Here is a 15529-nt window from a genome sequence, read left to right as displayed (position 1 = left end):
GGTCTGGGCAGCGGCGCTATTGATTTCAGCGCTCGAAAATACATGAGGATGCCGCTCTATCATCTTGTTATTTATAGATTCAATGACATCCGTCATTGTGAAGTCGCCAGCCTCGGCGGCCATCTGCGCATAGAAGACGACCTGGAACATCAAATCGCCGAGTTCGCCGACCAGCGCGGGCATATCGTCGCTTTCGATGGCCTCGGCGACCTCATAGGCCTCTTCAAGCGTATGTGGGACGATGGTGCGGAACGTCTGCTCAAGGTCCCACGGGCAACCGGATTTGGGGTCGCGCAGCCGCGCCATGATGGCAAGCAATCGATCGAGTTCGGCGGCAGCTGACATGGCGGATGGTCCGGGATAAGGATGCGAGGGCCGGCACTATAGCCAAATTGGATAGGCCGATCGACATTTGGCACTTGTGGCATTGCTACAATGCCTTAGCGTTCGTTCCCATGATCCCGGTTATCGACGCGCGTCCGCTCTTTGAATCCGCTGGTTCGGCCCGTGACCGTACCGATGCCGCGATCCTGTCGGCTGCGACCGACAGCGGATTCATGATCCTCGACCGTCTGCCGCCGCCGGTGCCGATCACGCGACTTCTGCGCCTGTTCGATCTGCCGCCGAAGGCGACGCAGGCACTTTGGCGCCAGAAATTCGCGCCGATGAACCCCAACGTCTATCGCGGCTGGTTCCCGCTGCAGGATGGCCACCCGACCTACAAGGAGGGTTTCGATGGCGGTCCAGACCTGGCACACGGGCCGGCGCGCATCAATGCCGGCGACCCACTGACCGAGGCGACACCGGTGCCGGACTTGCCCGGCTGGCAGCAGGATATGGCTGACTATTACCGGGCGATGGAGCAGGTGGGGGCAGCTTTGCTGCGCAGCATTGCCAGGGGGCTGGCGCTCCCCGAGGAGACTTTTACACAGGCCTTCGATCACGGCATTTCGACCCTGCGGCTGCTCCATTATCCGGTCCGGCCGCCGCAATCCTATATCGGGGTCAATGCCCGTGAGATCGTGGTCGAGCATCAGGGCCGTCCGGTCGATCTGGTCGGCAAGGCGCATATCGATTCCGGCTTCGTGACACTGCTGCGCCAGCACGGGGTTTCAGGCTTGCAGGCCCTGAGCCGGGATGGTGCCTGGCTTGACGTGGAACCGCGCCCGGACAGCCTGGTCATCAACTTCGGAAAGCTCCTTGAGCGCTGGACCGGCGGTCGCATCCGCGCGACGACGCATCGGGTCATTGGCAACCGGCATGTGCCGCGCCATTCCGTACCGTTCTTCTTCGAGCCGGCGGTCGATGCGGTGATCGCGCCGATCCCAGGCTTGGGTGAGGGGTTCCAGCCGTTCCAATATGGCGATCTGGTCTGGGACGCGATGATGAAGTTTGTCGAGTTCGAAGGGCTCGATCATCTGCGCCGGCAGCCGCGGATTCCGGCCTGAAACCCAACATAGAGACGGCAGGATGATCGCTGGAAGACCAATAGAAACGGCCATTTCCGCATATCAGATAGTCGCATAATATATATTATGGAAAGGCGAGCTAGGTTAGGGGGCGTTGCAGTCGAAAACCCAAATTGGACTCTTGGATGCATTTCCTCATTTAAAATTAGCTAATTCTAGCCGTTGCAAATTCTGTTGCTTCTTATCGGAGATCCCGCGAAGATTCGCGCCATGCCGCGAATTCGACTTCATGCATCGGGAGTGCCGTCGTCGCTCACTGGATGGGCGCTGATCGACGATTTCGGCCGACCACGCTATTGGGCCACCATCTGGGCTGACGTGCTGAATGCGAACGTCAGCCACAGCACCCGCGGCGCGAACCTCACTGCCGTGGAGAAGCTATACCGATCGGCAAAAGAACAACTCGGGTACGACGGTCTGGACCGTGTTCTGCATGCTGGAGACATCGAAGCCTTGGAGAGCATCCTGGGCGGCTTCCTGACCATGCTACGGAATGAAAGCGCCATTGATGCCGTCGACCGCGACACGGCATGGCGGGCTGCCCTCAGCTTTGTCGAAGACGTTCTGGCGCACTTCCAACCCACCACTGGTCACCAAGCTGCGCAGGCGGCCGCCAATCTGCTACGGCTCCAGCAGCTCTACCGCCAACTTGCGCCGACCCCACCAAAGCCACCCGCCCCTATTCGCGCCCTGCCCGCTGTCGTCATCGAAGACCTATACGAAATCTTCTCACCGGAGTCGGAGCGAAACCCCTTTCGAAGCCCGCCCGGACGCTGGCGCAATTTCTTGCTTTACCTTCTGCTTCTGCACCTCGGCCTGCGGCGCGGTGAATCCCTGATCCTCCCGGCCGACGCCATCAAAGACGACTATGATCCAGCAACGGGTGAGGTTCGTTATTGGATCAGCATCGTAGGTACGCCATACGAAGATGACCCGAGGCAAAGTGTGCCACGCATCAAGACGGCAGCCTCCTATCGGCACCTTCCGATCTCGGCGGCGCTCCTCAATCTGACCAACACTTATGTCCAGAACTACCGGAAACGCTGCCCGCATGCATTTATGTTGAACTCGCAGATGGACAAGCCGCTATCGGCACAAAGTGTCAATCACATCTTCGGTGTCGCTACGGAGTGCCTTTCGGAGCGCGCCAGGAAGGCATTGTCTGACCGCGGCAAGCTCACGGTAACTCCTCATGACCTCCGGCACACAGCCGCCGTTATCCGTCTGGCAAAATACGTCGAGAGCGGACTGGAGCTGGATCACGCCATCGAAAAGCTGCGTGTTTTCTTCGGCTGGTCGCCAACTTCTCAAATGCCCCGCCACTACGCCCGCGCCTACTTTGAAACTAATCTCGCTGAGGTGTGGGAAGAACGCTTTGATGACTATGTAGACGCGATGCGCGATGCAACCGAGGTGGTTTTAGGATGAACAATCCAGCAGCTTTGCCCGCGATATCATCCGATCTGATTGAGCAAATCGCGATGGCCATGCCATCACTGCCATCAGCGCTCCGATACTATGATGACTTCCACGATAGCTACCGCTCGATCAGGGAACTCGATACCAATGACGATTGGCAGGTTGTTGATGACGGTGTCCAAAATGTGATAGCATTTTCCAAGTTCCCGGAAAAATACAGACCAATACTGAAGCACTCTCTGATTCAACTGTTCGCTCAACGCGACACTTCAACGGTCATCGTACACTTCGGACAGCTACTCTCCGCGACGAGCATCTTTGGCTTTGAGTTGATTGGTTGTCTCATAACTCTCAATCCTCCTTCCCTGCGCCAAGTGTGGACCACTACTGTTGTACCAAACTGTACCAGGCCGATGGCCTCGGCGTTACGGGCAATCCTGCATACATTCTGTCAACTAAGCATTGGCGGATGGACCAAAGAGTTATCTCCTTACATCTCGTCTCTCACTTCTCCAGCGAGCGATATCTATAAGACGGTGAGGTCGGGTGATTGCTTTGTCCCTATGGATCAACAATCGAAGGTGATCGAATACTTCGACGACCTAGCGGCATGGATTACCGCGAAACCGTCTGAACCTAAGACAGAGACGCTCAGGGTAGCAACGGCACTCTTGTTCATCTATCAGCATGCCTTCAGGCCTGGACAGGTCGCGCGCATCAAGCAGATGGATGTTCGCGTCTTTGACACTGGTGCGGTTCATTATCGCGCGCCGCTCACGAAGCAGAAAGACCTGCAGAAGCGACGCATGGTGAATCGCCGGGTCAAGCGTGAATGGGGTGTGATCGTTATAGAATGCCTTCGGCGCTGCCCTCTCCCCAGGGCGGCGAGCGTCCCAAAAGACACCTTCATTGGCCTTACGCCTTATGATGTGGCGAGGGTAACTCAGGAACTTATGGAAGAGATTACGGGTGGAGATTGGAGTGCCACCGATCTGCGGCATTCGGCGGCGCAGAGGCTGGCGGATGCTGGTGTGGCACATGCGCTGCTCACCGAATTCTTGGGCCACGCCAGCACCAAGACGGCATCGGTATACTTTGATTCGTCACCCGCGCAGGCCCAGCGTATCAACCAAGCGCTCGGTCTTTCACCGATATATAGCGCCATTGCTGATGTCGCCAAGACAAAAACCATCGACAAATCCGCGTTGCTTCGCCTGCCATCGGATCAGCAGATCGGTGCCGTCCCCCACGGAATTCCAATTGCTGGCATCGGCGCGTGCATGAGCGGTCAGTCTGTATGTGCCAAGAATCCCGTCTTGAGCTGCTATACCTGCCGGAAGTTCATGCCCGTCAACGACATTGCCAGGCACCAGGAGGTCACTGAGGGTTTGCGCCCGGTCGTCCTGGCCTTCGCACATCTCTCTCGCGACAACACGGAATCGCCAGCGTTTGTTCAGCTTCGCCGTACTCTCGATGGCGCGGAACGTGTGATCGCCGACATCGCGGCCGAGAAGGAGGTCACGCATGACTGACTTTCTGAAGTCGTTCATCGAAGGCAACCGATCTCTCGCGACGACACGCGGGTTGCCGTGGCCGCCTCGGGCTGATGAGCGTGGTGCGATTGTCAAAGAAGATAGGTGGAACCTGACGCAGCTCGCTGGCATGGTGCCGCCACCGACCCTTTGGCTGTCGACCTTTGCGCCAGATGAAGCCGCTGCAGAAATACTCAATGATGTCGCGCGGGAGCGCGAACCTAAGCCACCAACGGCGCTGCAAATCTCGTCCACCTGGCGCGACCTGCTTCTCGCCGCGCTGATCAACGAGATCGTAGTTAAAAAGAACAAACCAGCGCATGCTTACGGCACCGTCGGCCGAGCAATCCGCATCCTCGCCACATGTGCCGCGTCGGACCCAGCCGACCTGAACGGCGATGACGTGCAGATGGCATACAATGTCGCGCTGCGCGTTGGAGCTTCCGGAAAACTCGCGGCCAATATCGCGATGGTAGTGCGCACGATCATCGACGGCTTGCATCTCTCGGAGCGCTCGCCCCTCGCGGCATTCTGCCGCCCTTACTCCGACGCTAAGTCCCAGAGTGCGCAGGCAACGGTCGATGTATTGACGCGCAAGGTAAACAGGCATCGTCAATCAGACAGCATGCGCAAAGCGCTCCATGAACGCAAGAATGCGTCGAAGCTGCCTGATGAGCGGGCGTTCTGGGAGTTAACCCGCATCGTCTTTGCCGAAACCCCGCAGACCTTCTCGGATGCCGTGCGCTTCGCGCAGGTAAAGTTGGCTATCCTCACGGGTCTTCGCGTCGGCGAAAATGTCATGCTTCCGGCGGATTGGAAGAGATGGCGTGAATACGTTGACAGTCAGGGGAAACCAGCCGGAGAGCGCGGTGGCATCTCTCGCTCGCTCATGATGCGCTACTTCGCCGAAAAACAAGAGGAAGCGGATCGACCAGAAGGTATCGCCCTGTTTGAGACGGCGCAGCATGTCCCGGCCATCTACGAAGATACGATGATCGAAACCCTTGATGCCGCGCTCCATATGACAACTCCGCTACGCGACAGGCTCCGTCGACAAACGGAAACCGGGCGCATCCTGCCAGAGTATGATGCCGATGCACTTGTTGATGCGGTCGACCTCTACTCTCATATCAGCGGCAATATCGAGGTCACCAATACGCCGATACCGGATACTCTCTTGCAGGCGTATCGATTGAACCACGATGTCGTAGCTCTGGAGGCCATCCGGCAGCAGCAAAGAGTGGCCGAAGGATCGGGGCTTTCTCGATCGATATACAAGTTCTGGCGGAGGTTCGTTAGAAGTAGCCACATCCAGCCATATAGTCCGACCGGAGCGTTGCTGACCGCGATGAGTGCCGACATGCGGTCGGTGTTCTTCAAGATTGCCGATGTTGAGGCTCTCGTACGCGACCACATGCCGACAAAACTGTCAGATGTCACCCCGTTCAACGGTGGCGACGGCAGCAAAATATATCCACACGAGTTGATGTTCCTGCTCCCCATCAGGGGTCTCGCCGAAAATCGCCAGGATGGCGTCATTGACATTGAAAAGTATGCCTTCGTCGGACGCGCCTCAGTCCAGGACATGGCTCAGCAGCTAGGTCTCGGTTCCGACAACATCTTCAGTCGATACGGCGAGAATGATGAAGCACGGGGCTTTAAGCTCGAAAGTCATTCGTTCCGTCACCTGCAGAATGCAGAACTTTTTAGGCTCGGCGTCGCCGATACAATTATCACAAAGCGCTTCCGGAAGAGCGTGGCTCAAAGCTACGAGTATGACCATCGAAGTCTATCTGAAGACCTGGCGGCCATTGATCTTCCGGCGACTTCGCTCGATCGGTTAGGACCGCGCGCTCAGGAGGCCTTACGATTGATCACCGCGAACAAGGTATCTGGTCCGATTGTTGACGAGTTCCGGCTCATCCAGCGCACAAAAGGCGACGACGCGGCGTTCGACTATCTCGATGCAGAGGCCGATGGCCTCCATGTCACACCGTATGGCTTCTGTTTGAACAGCTTTACGGTTGACCCCTGCCCCAAACATCTGGAGTGCTTTGACGGTTGTCATCATCTCGCCCGCACCGAGCTTCCTGAAGAAGCACGCAATCTCGAACAACTCCGCGATCGGTTGAAACGGGTGGTCGAAAAGATCGAGAGGCAGCCAATTGCCGCGAGGAATGTGGGCTGGCAGAACCAATTGGCGCACGCGAAAAAGCGCCTTACGAATGTGGAGAGTGCCCTTCTCGCTTCGCCGGGCTCAAGACCATTCCCGGATGGACTGGATCTGTTTACGGCGGCGGAACATCGATTAGGCTCGACCATTCTCGATCGAGGGCCGAAGGATGTCAGATAAGTCGGTCAAGCTGCAGGTTCTGGAGGAAACTCTCGAAGCGATGCTGCTCGACAATGAAGATATCTCTGCACGTGCCGTGGTGCGCCGCGCGCCCGAAATCTTCAAGCATGCCTCAGATATCACTCGGCATACGGAACGAAGCGACATCTTGGCGCGATATCGGCAGCGGCAAGATGAGATGCGCATCATCATGGGTAAAGCCGACAAACAATCGAAGGCAAACCTATCAGCCCAACTGCTTAAAAAGAACAATGAGATTGCAGAGCTTACCCGCCAGCGCGATCTCCTCATTGCTTCACATAAAGCCATGCTGCTGGCTGTCGGACAAGTTGGCGGTAAGAAAGCCTGGAAAGCGTTCTTCGAGACCTACCAGGAAGCCGTGGACGAACTCGAAAGCATGAAGGCCATGCCCACCGCAGAGATCACGCCCCTGCCGACACGGCCAACGAAGGGGAAACGGTAATGGTACGTGGCACCGGAAAGAGCGGCCAGCAAGTCGCTGAAGAGAATGTCCAGGCACTGATCGAACGGCTCACGTCGTACGAACAATCAAGCAAACCACTGCCGCGCTACGGCATTGAGCTGAATCAATCGCAGATCGCCAAAGAGTGTGGGTTCGACCGTAAGGTGTTCCGAAACAACCCACGTTGTGCTGATTTGCTGAAGCAGGCGGACGAAGCTGATCGGAAGCGTCATATGACGCTACTTCAGCAGGCTGAAACCAAGCGTGAGGAGAAGGCAAAAGTAGACGAAGATCGGGCCGCTCTTGAGGCTCAGAATCTTAAGTTGATGGCTGAGAACGCATCTTTAAGACGAGAGATCGAGCGGTTCCGGCGATTGGAATCGATCATGGCTGAAACAGGAAAGCTACCTGGATGACCCTGGTCGAGGCGCCTTCACCTGCTGGAAAAGTCGTGACGGCGGCGATCACAGTCACGAGCTTCCATCATGGCATAGGTGGTGGCGGCATTCTGATCGGCCGAGACGAAGATAATGCGCTCCGCCGGGCAATCGTTCCGGCGTTTCTTGCTGCGCGCCCGCCCGAGCCAGGTGAGACCTGGCGAGTTACAGGCCCAGAAACTCTACACAAGGAATACGGCGATCAAATTGCAGCCCGTGTCGCTCTCCCATTGCGTCCCTCCGGCCGGGCCATCATCCGGTATCTCGCCACCAATCGACGGTTTGAAGGCGTTGGCTGGGCGACGGCCACGAGGCTCTGGGAACAACTTGGAAGTGATCTCTACCGAGCCATCGGTGAACGTGACTTCGCGCCGATTGCAGGTATTGCGGGGCCGCAGCGCGCCATAGCGATCATTGATGGCTTTGGTCTCTTATCCGAGGAGATCGAGGTATTCCAGTGGCTGGACCGATATGGGGTGGCACCGAGGACGGCAGCAGCGGTAGCGGCCCTGTGGGGTAAGCAAGCGATCGACAAGCTATCTGCCGACCCCTATTCATTGGCCCTCCTTGAGCCTTGGACGGTGGTCGACCAGCGGGCAATGCGACTTGGCCTGCTTCCTGATGACGAACGGCGTCTCTTGGCTGCTGTGGATGAGGCCTTTGCGCGGCGTTATCGGCTCGGCCACACAGCGGCCACCGAGGAAGAAGTGATGGTCGAGATACGCGCGCTGCTTGGCGCAGAAGCCCGGCATGTCGCCTCCGGGTCTATTGTGAAGGCCGTCCAGAGCGGACGGGTCGTAGCACTTGAGAATGGCCTTTATCAGAGTCGCGCTATCCACTTCATAGAGCGTGAAATAGAGCGGTTGCTCCAGGAAAGATTGCGACGTGACGTGCCAGCAATCTCTCCGCAGATCGTCGATGCTGCGATTCTCGATGTCGAATCCGCGGCTGGCCTGACGCTAACTGATCGGCAGCGCGAATCTGTCTACATGGCAACATCCACTTCCGTTTGTGTCGTCCATGGCGGCGCCGGAACCGGAAAGACATCGACGGTGAAGGCAATCCTTGCCGCGACCAACCTGGGGCGGGGCAGCAGTCGGGGTTACAAATGCGCCCTGGTCGCCCTCGCCGGGCGTGCTGCAAAGCGGATGCGAGAGGCAACAGGCGCCGATGCCATGACGGTTGCCAGATTCCTTCGCCAGCTTGAAACCAGTAAGCAGCCATGGCTCAGCGGCCTTCTGATCCTGGACGAAGCGTCGATGCTGGACCTGCCGTCGGTCTTCAGGATTCTCGTCGCCCTGCCCCCGAGCGTCGACATTCTCTTCCTGGGCGATCCGGGACAGCTCCCACCTATCGGCCCTGGCCTCGTGTTCCACCGCATGATTGGCGCTACGGCCATTCCGCAGGTCTGCCTCGACACAATCCATCGCCAAGCCGCCCAAACGGGCATTCCGGTTGTTGCCGCTGCTGTGCGGAATGGAACCGTACCCGATCTCCCGCTCTTCGACAGGGCTGCACCGGAAAGATCGGGGGTCTTCCTAGCCCCAACATCGACGGAATTCCTGAATGACGCAGTATTGCAAGTGTTTGCCGCGATGGCGGGTCGGCCGCCCCCTGCCCTGCAGATGGGGCTTCTGCATGAACGGGACATCCAAATACTCAGCGCCACGAAACGGGGGCCTGGCGGGTCCGCTTCGCTCAACGAGGAGATCGAGCGGATATACATGGCCAATCAGCCGAAGATAGACGGCTGGGGTCTCTCGATCGGGAGCAAGGTCATCTGGCTCCGAAATGACTACAAGAAGGCGCCGATGATAGGTGCCGACGGTCAGCCATTGCGCGACAGCATGGGCGAGGTGGTCTACTCCGGCTTCATGAATGGCGCACTTGGCACGATTGAGGGCTCGTCCAGCCGCGGTGCCTCTGTTCTCTTCGATGACGGCGCCTCAGACGAGATCGGGGCGTATGACCTGGAGAAACTGACGCACGGATGGTCGATCTCGGTTCACAAGGCTCAGGGTTCGGCATTCCGTCGTGTCATCATCCCCATCGCCAAGTCCCGGCTCTTGGATCGGTCATTGATCTATACGGCGATCACGCGTGGCATAGAGACCGTCGTATTGGTTGGTGAACGCAGCCTCATCGAAGCCGCTGTGTCGGCACCGCCGAAGGCGATAAAGCGCTGTACCACTCTCTCCTTTGACGGATTCGAGTGAGCTTCCTCAAACGCAAATCGGCGCCGCACGAGGCGACGCCGACTGCAAACTTAGGCGACTCTTCGTCACCCAGATCATCGGTGCGGTCATCGGCGTCCCCGCCTGTACCGCTCCTGGAATCTATCACCTACGATCATCGGTGGCAAATATCCTAGCGGGTGAATGCTTTCGCCAAAGGCGAAAGCAGAGGGGCGGCAATGAGCCCCTGCATGCGATTCGTTCTGCACCAGACCCACTCGTCGGTCGGGAGTTAACTGTGCCAGTCTTGGCAGATATTGCGGATTCCCTCGATCAGCGTTGGCAGCCCTATCACGCACGATTATCGATGGCGCACATTGCAGCGAGGACATAGGGCGTATGATCCGCTACGCACATTATCGGCTCTTTCAATTCGCACAACAGGAGAGTGTCTTGACATCCTTTTCGAAGCTAAGAGCAGCAAGCTTCAGACCTTCGACCGTGGTGAGATACGGGAAGATCGTGTCGGCGAGCTGCCGGAAGGTCATGCCTTGGCGAATGGCGAGCACCGCCGTCTGAATGCTGTCGCATCCCTCTGGTGCGAGAATATGGGCGCCCAGCAGCTTGCCGGAATCACGCTCCGCCACCAGCTTGATCAGGCCCCTGGTGTCCCCAGCGGCCAGCGCTCTTGGAACCTGGTTCAAGGGCAGTATCGTGGTCAGGACGTGACGGCCCTGCGCCCGCGCTTCTGCCTCGGTGAGGCCAGCACTCGCGATCTGCGGGTCAGTGAAGACGACCGATGGCATGCCCGTCCGGTCATAGCGCCGCGCATCGCCGCTTAGCGCGTTCTCGGCCGCAATGCGGGCGCCATGTGCCGCCATATAGACGAACTGGTCTTGGCCAGTGACATCACCTGCCGCATAGGTGCCCTCTCGCGTCGTCCGCATGTGGTCATCGACGACAATGCCGCCTCGCGTGCCGAGCAAGATCCCAAAGTCTTCCAAGCCAAGCCCCGCTGTGTTTGGCTGGCGGCCCGTGGCGACCAGGAGGCGCTCGGCTTCCATAGTCTCATCGCGGCCCTCCCGGATCAGGTCAAGTGCGACCCCTTGTTCGGTCTGGCGCACGCCACGATATTGCGCGCCGCTGATAATCACGAGGCCTTCGTTCGTCAAGTAGTTGGAAAGAGCGCTACCGATCTCGGGTTCAGCTTGAGGGAGGAGCCTGCTGCGGCATAGGATGGTCACCTGCACGCCTACCCGCGCGAAGACCTGAGCCAGTTCCACGCCGATATAACCGCCACCAAGGACGATCATGGATCGCGGCAGCGCATCCAGATCAAGCGCCGACGTGCTGGTCAGATAGGGCACCGAATCAATTCCAGGAATTGAAGGAATGGCTGGACGCGCGCCCGTGGTGATGACGATCTTGTCTGCCCAGATGCGCTGACCGTTGATGGCCACACCACCTTCGACGAGGCGGGCCTCGCCTTCCAAATAGGAGATTGTGTCGTAGGCGGGCAGCAGGTCGATATACTTCGCCTGTCGTAGATCAGCGACGAGCTCATCCTTCTGACGGATCAGCGCCTGCCAGTCTTTGAGGTCGGCATGCCCCTGAATTCCATTAAATCGACTGGCGGCACGCGTATGTTGTAGCGCTTCGGCGGCGCGGATAAGCCGCTTGGATGGTACGCAGCCGATGTTGACACAGGTGCCACCAATCAGGCCGTAGCCGATAAGCGCCACGTGGGCGCCCTGCGCCGCAGCGGTAATCGCGGCGGAAAATCCCGCCGATCCTGCACCAATCACCGCAAGATCAAAGTGACGGCGGCGTTCACTGGTGGTGCAAAAATTCATCACTCTTTCCTTCTCGATGTAACGGTCTTGGCTCGCGACGGCGTTGCCAAATCACATACGCTGCGACCGCCATGGCGACGATGAGCACAGGCATCAGGATGCTTATGAGATATCCGGACAACGCCCACAGCCCAACTCCCAGCAAACCGACCAGAATGTGAGCAAAGCAGCATAGCGAGACCAGTCCGGTCCCGATGATGCCGACACCGACGAGAGATCGATCAGCCATCACAATGCCGGACGCGCCGGATAACCAGCGTCCGATGATGCCTTGGCGATCTGATCCGGCGTCGCCAAGGCCGGATCGAACACCACAGTTGCGGTCTTGGCATTGAAGTCCACCGTCACGGACTTCACGCCATGCACATGCTCCATAGCCGTCCGCACCGTGACCGGGCATAGGGCACACGTCATGTTCTCGACCACGAAGGTCGTCGTCTGGGTCGCAGCATCCGGTTGCCCCGTTATCGTCCCTGCAAGAGCGACGGGTACCGCACAAGGAAGGGGGCAGGACAGTAACGAACCGGAAAGACCTAGGACGGATACGACGGTTAGAGCGGCCACAGAAAGCTTCATCGGTTGTCTCCTCAGTAGAACAAAGGTGCCCAATAGCTGATCGTTGCGGCCAACAGGACCACCAGTGTGGCCAGCCAGAGCGCTGCCTTAGTGAGGCGTTCTGACGCGGGACGCGCGCAGGACGAACCCGGCGCACATGCTCGCTTGGGTTTGACATAAACCTGCCAATAGCCAGCCCCCAGCAGGATCACGGTTCCCACCATGAAATAGGGCTTGTAAGGCTCCAGCGCCGTCAAACTGCCCAGCCAGGCGCCGCCGAGGCCGAAGCTCACCAGGACGAGCGGTACAATGCAGCAGGAGGACGCCAGGATGGCGCCGATCAGACTTCCTCCGGCAATCCAGCGCCGACCCGTCTGGCTGCTACGATCCAGTTGCGCTTCGCTCTGGGCCACTGAGATCGACCCCGCACTGTCACGGACTGCGTTCCTCATCTTATGTCCTTCAGCTCTTGCTTTCTGCTCACATGCCGACAATATAGGTCCTGTACTAACTACAGGATCAAGGGGCAAAATCGCGATGGGCAATCATTCCGCTGTAAGGGGCTGGAAACGCGGAGAAGTAGCCGAAAGTACTGGCTGCAACATCGAAACGGTGCGCTTCTACGAGAAGATCGGTCTGCTGCTCGCCCCCAGGCGCACGGAGAGCGGGCATCGAATTTACGATGAACAGGCAGTGAGCCGCCTGGCCTTCATTCTTCGTGCCCGAGAACTTGGCTTCTCCATTGAGGAACTACGCGGTCTCCTCGATCTCGTAGATGGTGCGGATTACACCTGTGGTGAGGTCAGGGACCTCACGCTGAAGCACATTGAGGTGATCCGCCACAAGATCGCGGATTTGCGCAAGCTTGAGCGAACGATGAACCAGATGGTGGCCAAATGCGCTGACGGCACTGTGCCAGAATGCCCGATTGTCACCGCTCTGTCAGAGCCACGGAAGGCCTCCCGATCCCATAGAGCATGACCTGCCTCTGCCCAGCGACGCCTGTGGTGATGTGGTGAATAACTCGGTGCAACAGCACTGCCTTTGAAGGCCGCAAAAGTACTGCTGCTTCGACGAAGGAGTGTTGCACTCAGGCTGCCAGCAAGCTGCAACAATGTCGTTGGAGTGGGTAAGCAACTAGCGTGGCGAGGCAAAGACGTGAGGAAGCAAAGCACTGTAGCGAAAAGTATCACTTACTCACCCAGCTCTACTTAGCGAAATTGGATTCTTTGGAAAATATCGGATAGGCTGTTGTAAGAGAACGGCGCTTTGACATGGAACCCGGAATCTGGCGAGGTTTCGGCCATGAACTGGACCATCCGACCATATCGATCCGAGGATGCCGATTGGCTGTTGGGCGCTGAGATCGCGCTCCAGGAACATGAAATCGCCATCCACGATCCGCGCCTGGCGCAGAGCCGCCTGCCGGGCCTGCCATCCTATACGCGCGACTATCTCGACATGCTGTGGGAGGTTCTCGATCGCGGCCAAGGCGTCATGCTGATCGCCGAAGAACCGACCGGCCCGCGCCTGGGTACCGGCCCACGCCTGGGTTTGGTCGCCGGCAGTATCGTCGATGAACCCTGGCCGCTGGAGACGGCGGATTCCACCCGCTTTGCCTATGTGAGCGACATTTTTGTGGTGCCGGAGGCACGTGGATCCGGTCTGGCCCAAGCGCTGCTCGACGCCCTCGCCGCCCATTTCCGTGCCATCGAGCCCAGTCTGACCCGGCTTCGGATCAACGTGCTGGCCGCAAACGCTGTCGCGCGCGGTGCCTATGAAAAGGCCGGATTTATCCCTTATGAAGTGACGTACGAACGCAAGCTGTGACGAAAGCCCGATTGCCATGACCATAGCCCACGACGAGACCTTCGCCATCAACCGCGCCCGCTGGGACGAAGTGGTCGCGATCCACGTCGCCTCGCCTTTCTACCGGGTCAAGGAGTTCCTCGCCGGCGAGGACATTCTGCTGCCGATCGAACGGGCTGAGATCGGTGACATTGCCGGCAAGTCGCTCGTCCACCTGCAATGCCATTTCGGGCTCGATACGCTGGCCCTGGCCCGTCGCGGTGCGACGGTTACCGGCCTCGATTTCTCCAGCAATGCCATCGCGGCGGCCCGTGAGATCGCAACCCGCGCCGGCATCGACGCGCGTTTCGTCGAGGGCAACCTCTATGATGCGCCCAACCTCATCGCCGAGCGTTTCGACCGTGCCTATGTGAGCTGGGGTGCCATCGGCTGGCTGCCGGACATCAAAGGCTGGGCCCGGGTCGTCGCGGAGATGCTGAAGCCCGGCGGTGAGCTATACCTCCTTGAAGGCCACCCCTTCGCCCTCGCCCTCGACCAGCCCGACCGCGAGACCGGCGGTACCGGCCCGCTGCGTCCGACCTTCAACTATTTCGGCGGCGGCGCTCCCCTCGTCTTTGAGGAGGACACGACCTACACAGGCGAAGCCACCAAGCTAGCCAACACGAAGACCCACGTGTTTTCCCACGGCATCGGCGAGATCCTCTCGGCCCTTCTCGAAGCCGGCCTCTCCCTCACCTATTTCAAGGAACATGACAGCGTGGCCTGGTCTCTCTGGGGCATGATGCTGGAAGGGCCGGACCGCATGTATCGCCTGCCCGAGGGTCATCCCAACTTGCCGGTGAGCTTCTCGCTGAAGGCGCGGAAGGTCTAGCCGCCTCCCCTCTATTCGGGCGGCCGGACCTTGTCGCCTGCCAGCGGCACGGCCTGCTCGCTGATGGGCTCGAAGGAATACTCCCATTCCTCGATCGCGATCGCCTGGGTGACGGTCCCGTTGACCTTCAGCGGGAACATGGCGAACTTGACCTCGAGCGCGCCGCCGGACCGGCGCGGCCAGAAATAGTCGCTGAAGCAAGGCTCGCCGCTCTCGAAGCAGCTTTGATAGGAGGCTTGCAGATGCGCCACGGCGCCGGCGCTGGCCTCCGTGGCGAGCTGGTCGAGATACTTGCCGACCAAGCTGAACCCGTTGATCTCGTCGACCTTGGTGCCGCTCAACCGGTAGTGGACCCGGAACGGGCTCGTCTCGAACTCGACGATGCAGATATAGGGCAGCACGTCCTTGATGGCACCCGGGTCGATCTGGGCCCGTTCCGGCGCTGCCCCGCCGGCAAGGCTCCGCCAATAGGCGTGAAGTTGGCGGATCCTGGGTATGTCCGCATGCTCACGCTGGGCGGCCGTCCCGCCGGAATTCTTGAATTCCATCGTCACAACCCTACCGTGCCGATATTGTCGGAAGGCTGCAAGGGAT

At 58.9% G+C, this 15529-nt stretch carries 16 protein-coding genes; 10 read left to right on the top strand and 6 right to left on the bottom strand.

The features are described from left to right. The coding region (locus tag ACE3PP_RS02865) for a MazG nucleotide pyrophosphohydrolase domain-containing protein (RefSeq protein WP_374377741.1) at window positions 1-306 on the bottom strand (306 nt) is incomplete at its 3' end. Between the two features lie 149 nt (window positions 307-455). Between ACE3PP_RS02865 and ACE3PP_RS02860 the strand changes: the two genes are divergently transcribed. The 7 genes from ACE3PP_RS02860 to ACE3PP_RS02830 all read left to right on the top strand — a co-directional run bounded on the left by ACE3PP_RS02860 (window position 456) and on the right by ACE3PP_RS02830 (window position 9889). After that, window positions 456-1448 (top strand): isopenicillin N synthase family dioxygenase, encoded by a 993-nt coding sequence (locus ACE3PP_RS02860; RefSeq protein WP_374377739.1) that lies wholly within the window; start codon window positions 456-458, stop codon window positions 1446-1448. 183 nt (window positions 1449-1631) lie between these two features. Then, window positions 1632-2897: a tyrosine-type recombinase/integrase gene (locus tag ACE3PP_RS02855; RefSeq protein WP_374377737.1), complete on the top strand. Its 1266-nt coding sequence runs from the start codon at window positions 1632-1634 to the stop codon at window positions 2895-2897. Beyond that, window positions 2894-4420: a hypothetical protein gene (locus ACE3PP_RS02850; protein WP_374377735.1), complete on the top strand. Its 1527-nt coding sequence runs from the start codon at window positions 2894-2896 to the stop codon at window positions 4418-4420. The genes ACE3PP_RS02855 and ACE3PP_RS02850 overlap by 4 nt, the downstream gene beginning before the upstream one ends. Continuing rightward, complete coding sequence (locus ACE3PP_RS02845; RefSeq protein WP_374377733.1) at window positions 4413-6773, top strand: hypothetical protein; 2361 nt, start codon at window positions 4413-4415, stop codon at window positions 6771-6773. The genes ACE3PP_RS02850 and ACE3PP_RS02845 overlap by 8 nt, the downstream gene beginning before the upstream one ends. Continuing rightward, a complete protein-coding gene (locus tag ACE3PP_RS02840; protein WP_374377731.1) occupies window positions 6763-7236 on the top strand; it encodes a hypothetical protein in 474 nt (157 codons plus the stop codon). The genes ACE3PP_RS02845 and ACE3PP_RS02840 overlap by 11 nt, the downstream gene beginning before the upstream one ends. Further along, window positions 7236-7652 (top strand): hypothetical protein, encoded by a 417-nt coding sequence (locus tag ACE3PP_RS02835; protein ID WP_374377729.1) that lies wholly within the window; start codon window positions 7236-7238, stop codon window positions 7650-7652. The genes ACE3PP_RS02840 and ACE3PP_RS02835 overlap by 1 nt, the downstream gene beginning before the upstream one ends. After that, window positions 7649-9889: an AAA family ATPase gene (locus ACE3PP_RS02830; protein WP_374377727.1), complete on the top strand. Its 2241-nt coding sequence runs from the start codon at window positions 7649-7651 to the stop codon at window positions 9887-9889. Before ACE3PP_RS02835 ends, ACE3PP_RS02830 begins: the two co-directional genes overlap by 4 nt. A gap of 386 nt (window positions 9890-10275) precedes the next feature. Here ACE3PP_RS02830 and merA read toward each other — a convergent pair whose 3' ends face one another. The 4 genes from merA to ACE3PP_RS02810 are packed head-to-tail and all read right to left on the bottom strand — an operon-like array spanning window position 10276 to window position 12707. Continuing rightward, entirely contained in the window at window positions 10276-11700 is a 1425-nt protein-coding gene (merA, locus tag ACE3PP_RS02825; protein WP_374377725.1) for a mercury(II) reductase, read from the bottom strand. Then, entirely contained in the window at window positions 11678-11929 is a 252-nt protein-coding gene (locus tag ACE3PP_RS02820) for a mercury resistance system transport protein MerF (RefSeq protein ID WP_374377723.1), read from the bottom strand. The genes merA and ACE3PP_RS02820 overlap by 23 nt, the downstream gene beginning before the upstream one ends. Further along, window positions 11929-12276: a heavy-metal-associated domain-containing protein gene (locus ACE3PP_RS02815; protein WP_374377721.1), complete on the bottom strand. Its 348-nt coding sequence runs from the start codon at window positions 12274-12276 to the stop codon at window positions 11929-11931. The genes ACE3PP_RS02820 and ACE3PP_RS02815 overlap by 1 nt, the downstream gene beginning before the upstream one ends. An 11-nt stretch (window positions 12277-12287) precedes the next feature. Next, a complete protein-coding gene (locus tag ACE3PP_RS02810) occupies window positions 12288-12707 on the bottom strand; it encodes a mercuric transporter MerT family protein (RefSeq protein ID WP_374377719.1) in 420 nt (139 codons plus the stop codon). Between the two features lie 85 nt (window positions 12708-12792). On the opposite strand from ACE3PP_RS02810, the gene ACE3PP_RS02805 reads away from it, so the two are divergent. From ACE3PP_RS02805 to ACE3PP_RS02795, 3 genes are all read left to right on the top strand, one after another. Continuing rightward, window positions 12793-13236 (top strand): helix-turn-helix domain-containing protein, encoded by a 444-nt coding sequence (locus tag ACE3PP_RS02805; RefSeq protein ID WP_374377717.1) that lies wholly within the window; start codon window positions 12793-12795, stop codon window positions 13234-13236. Between the two features lie 324 nt (window positions 13237-13560). After that, window positions 13561-14085: a GNAT family N-acetyltransferase gene (locus tag ACE3PP_RS02800; RefSeq protein WP_374377715.1), complete on the top strand. Its 525-nt coding sequence runs from the start codon at window positions 13561-13563 to the stop codon at window positions 14083-14085. 16 nt (window positions 14086-14101) lie between these two features. Next, complete coding sequence (locus ACE3PP_RS02795) at window positions 14102-14935, top strand: class I SAM-dependent methyltransferase (protein ID WP_374377713.1); 834 nt, start codon at window positions 14102-14104, stop codon at window positions 14933-14935. Between the two features lie 11 nt (window positions 14936-14946). On the opposite strand, the gene ACE3PP_RS02790 is transcribed toward ACE3PP_RS02795, so the two are convergent. Further along, complete coding sequence (locus ACE3PP_RS02790; RefSeq protein ID WP_374377710.1) at window positions 14947-15483, bottom strand: PAS domain-containing protein; 537 nt, start codon at window positions 15481-15483, stop codon at window positions 14947-14949. Window positions 15484-15529 lie beyond the last annotated feature (46 nt).

Source organism: Dongia sp., from assembly GCF_041910485.1.
In the GTDB taxonomy this organism is placed as follows: domain Bacteria; phylum Pseudomonadota; class Alphaproteobacteria; order Dongiales; family Dongiaceae; genus Dongia.
Note: the sequence above shows the minus strand (reverse complement) of the source record. Positions and strands in the feature narration are given on the sequence as shown.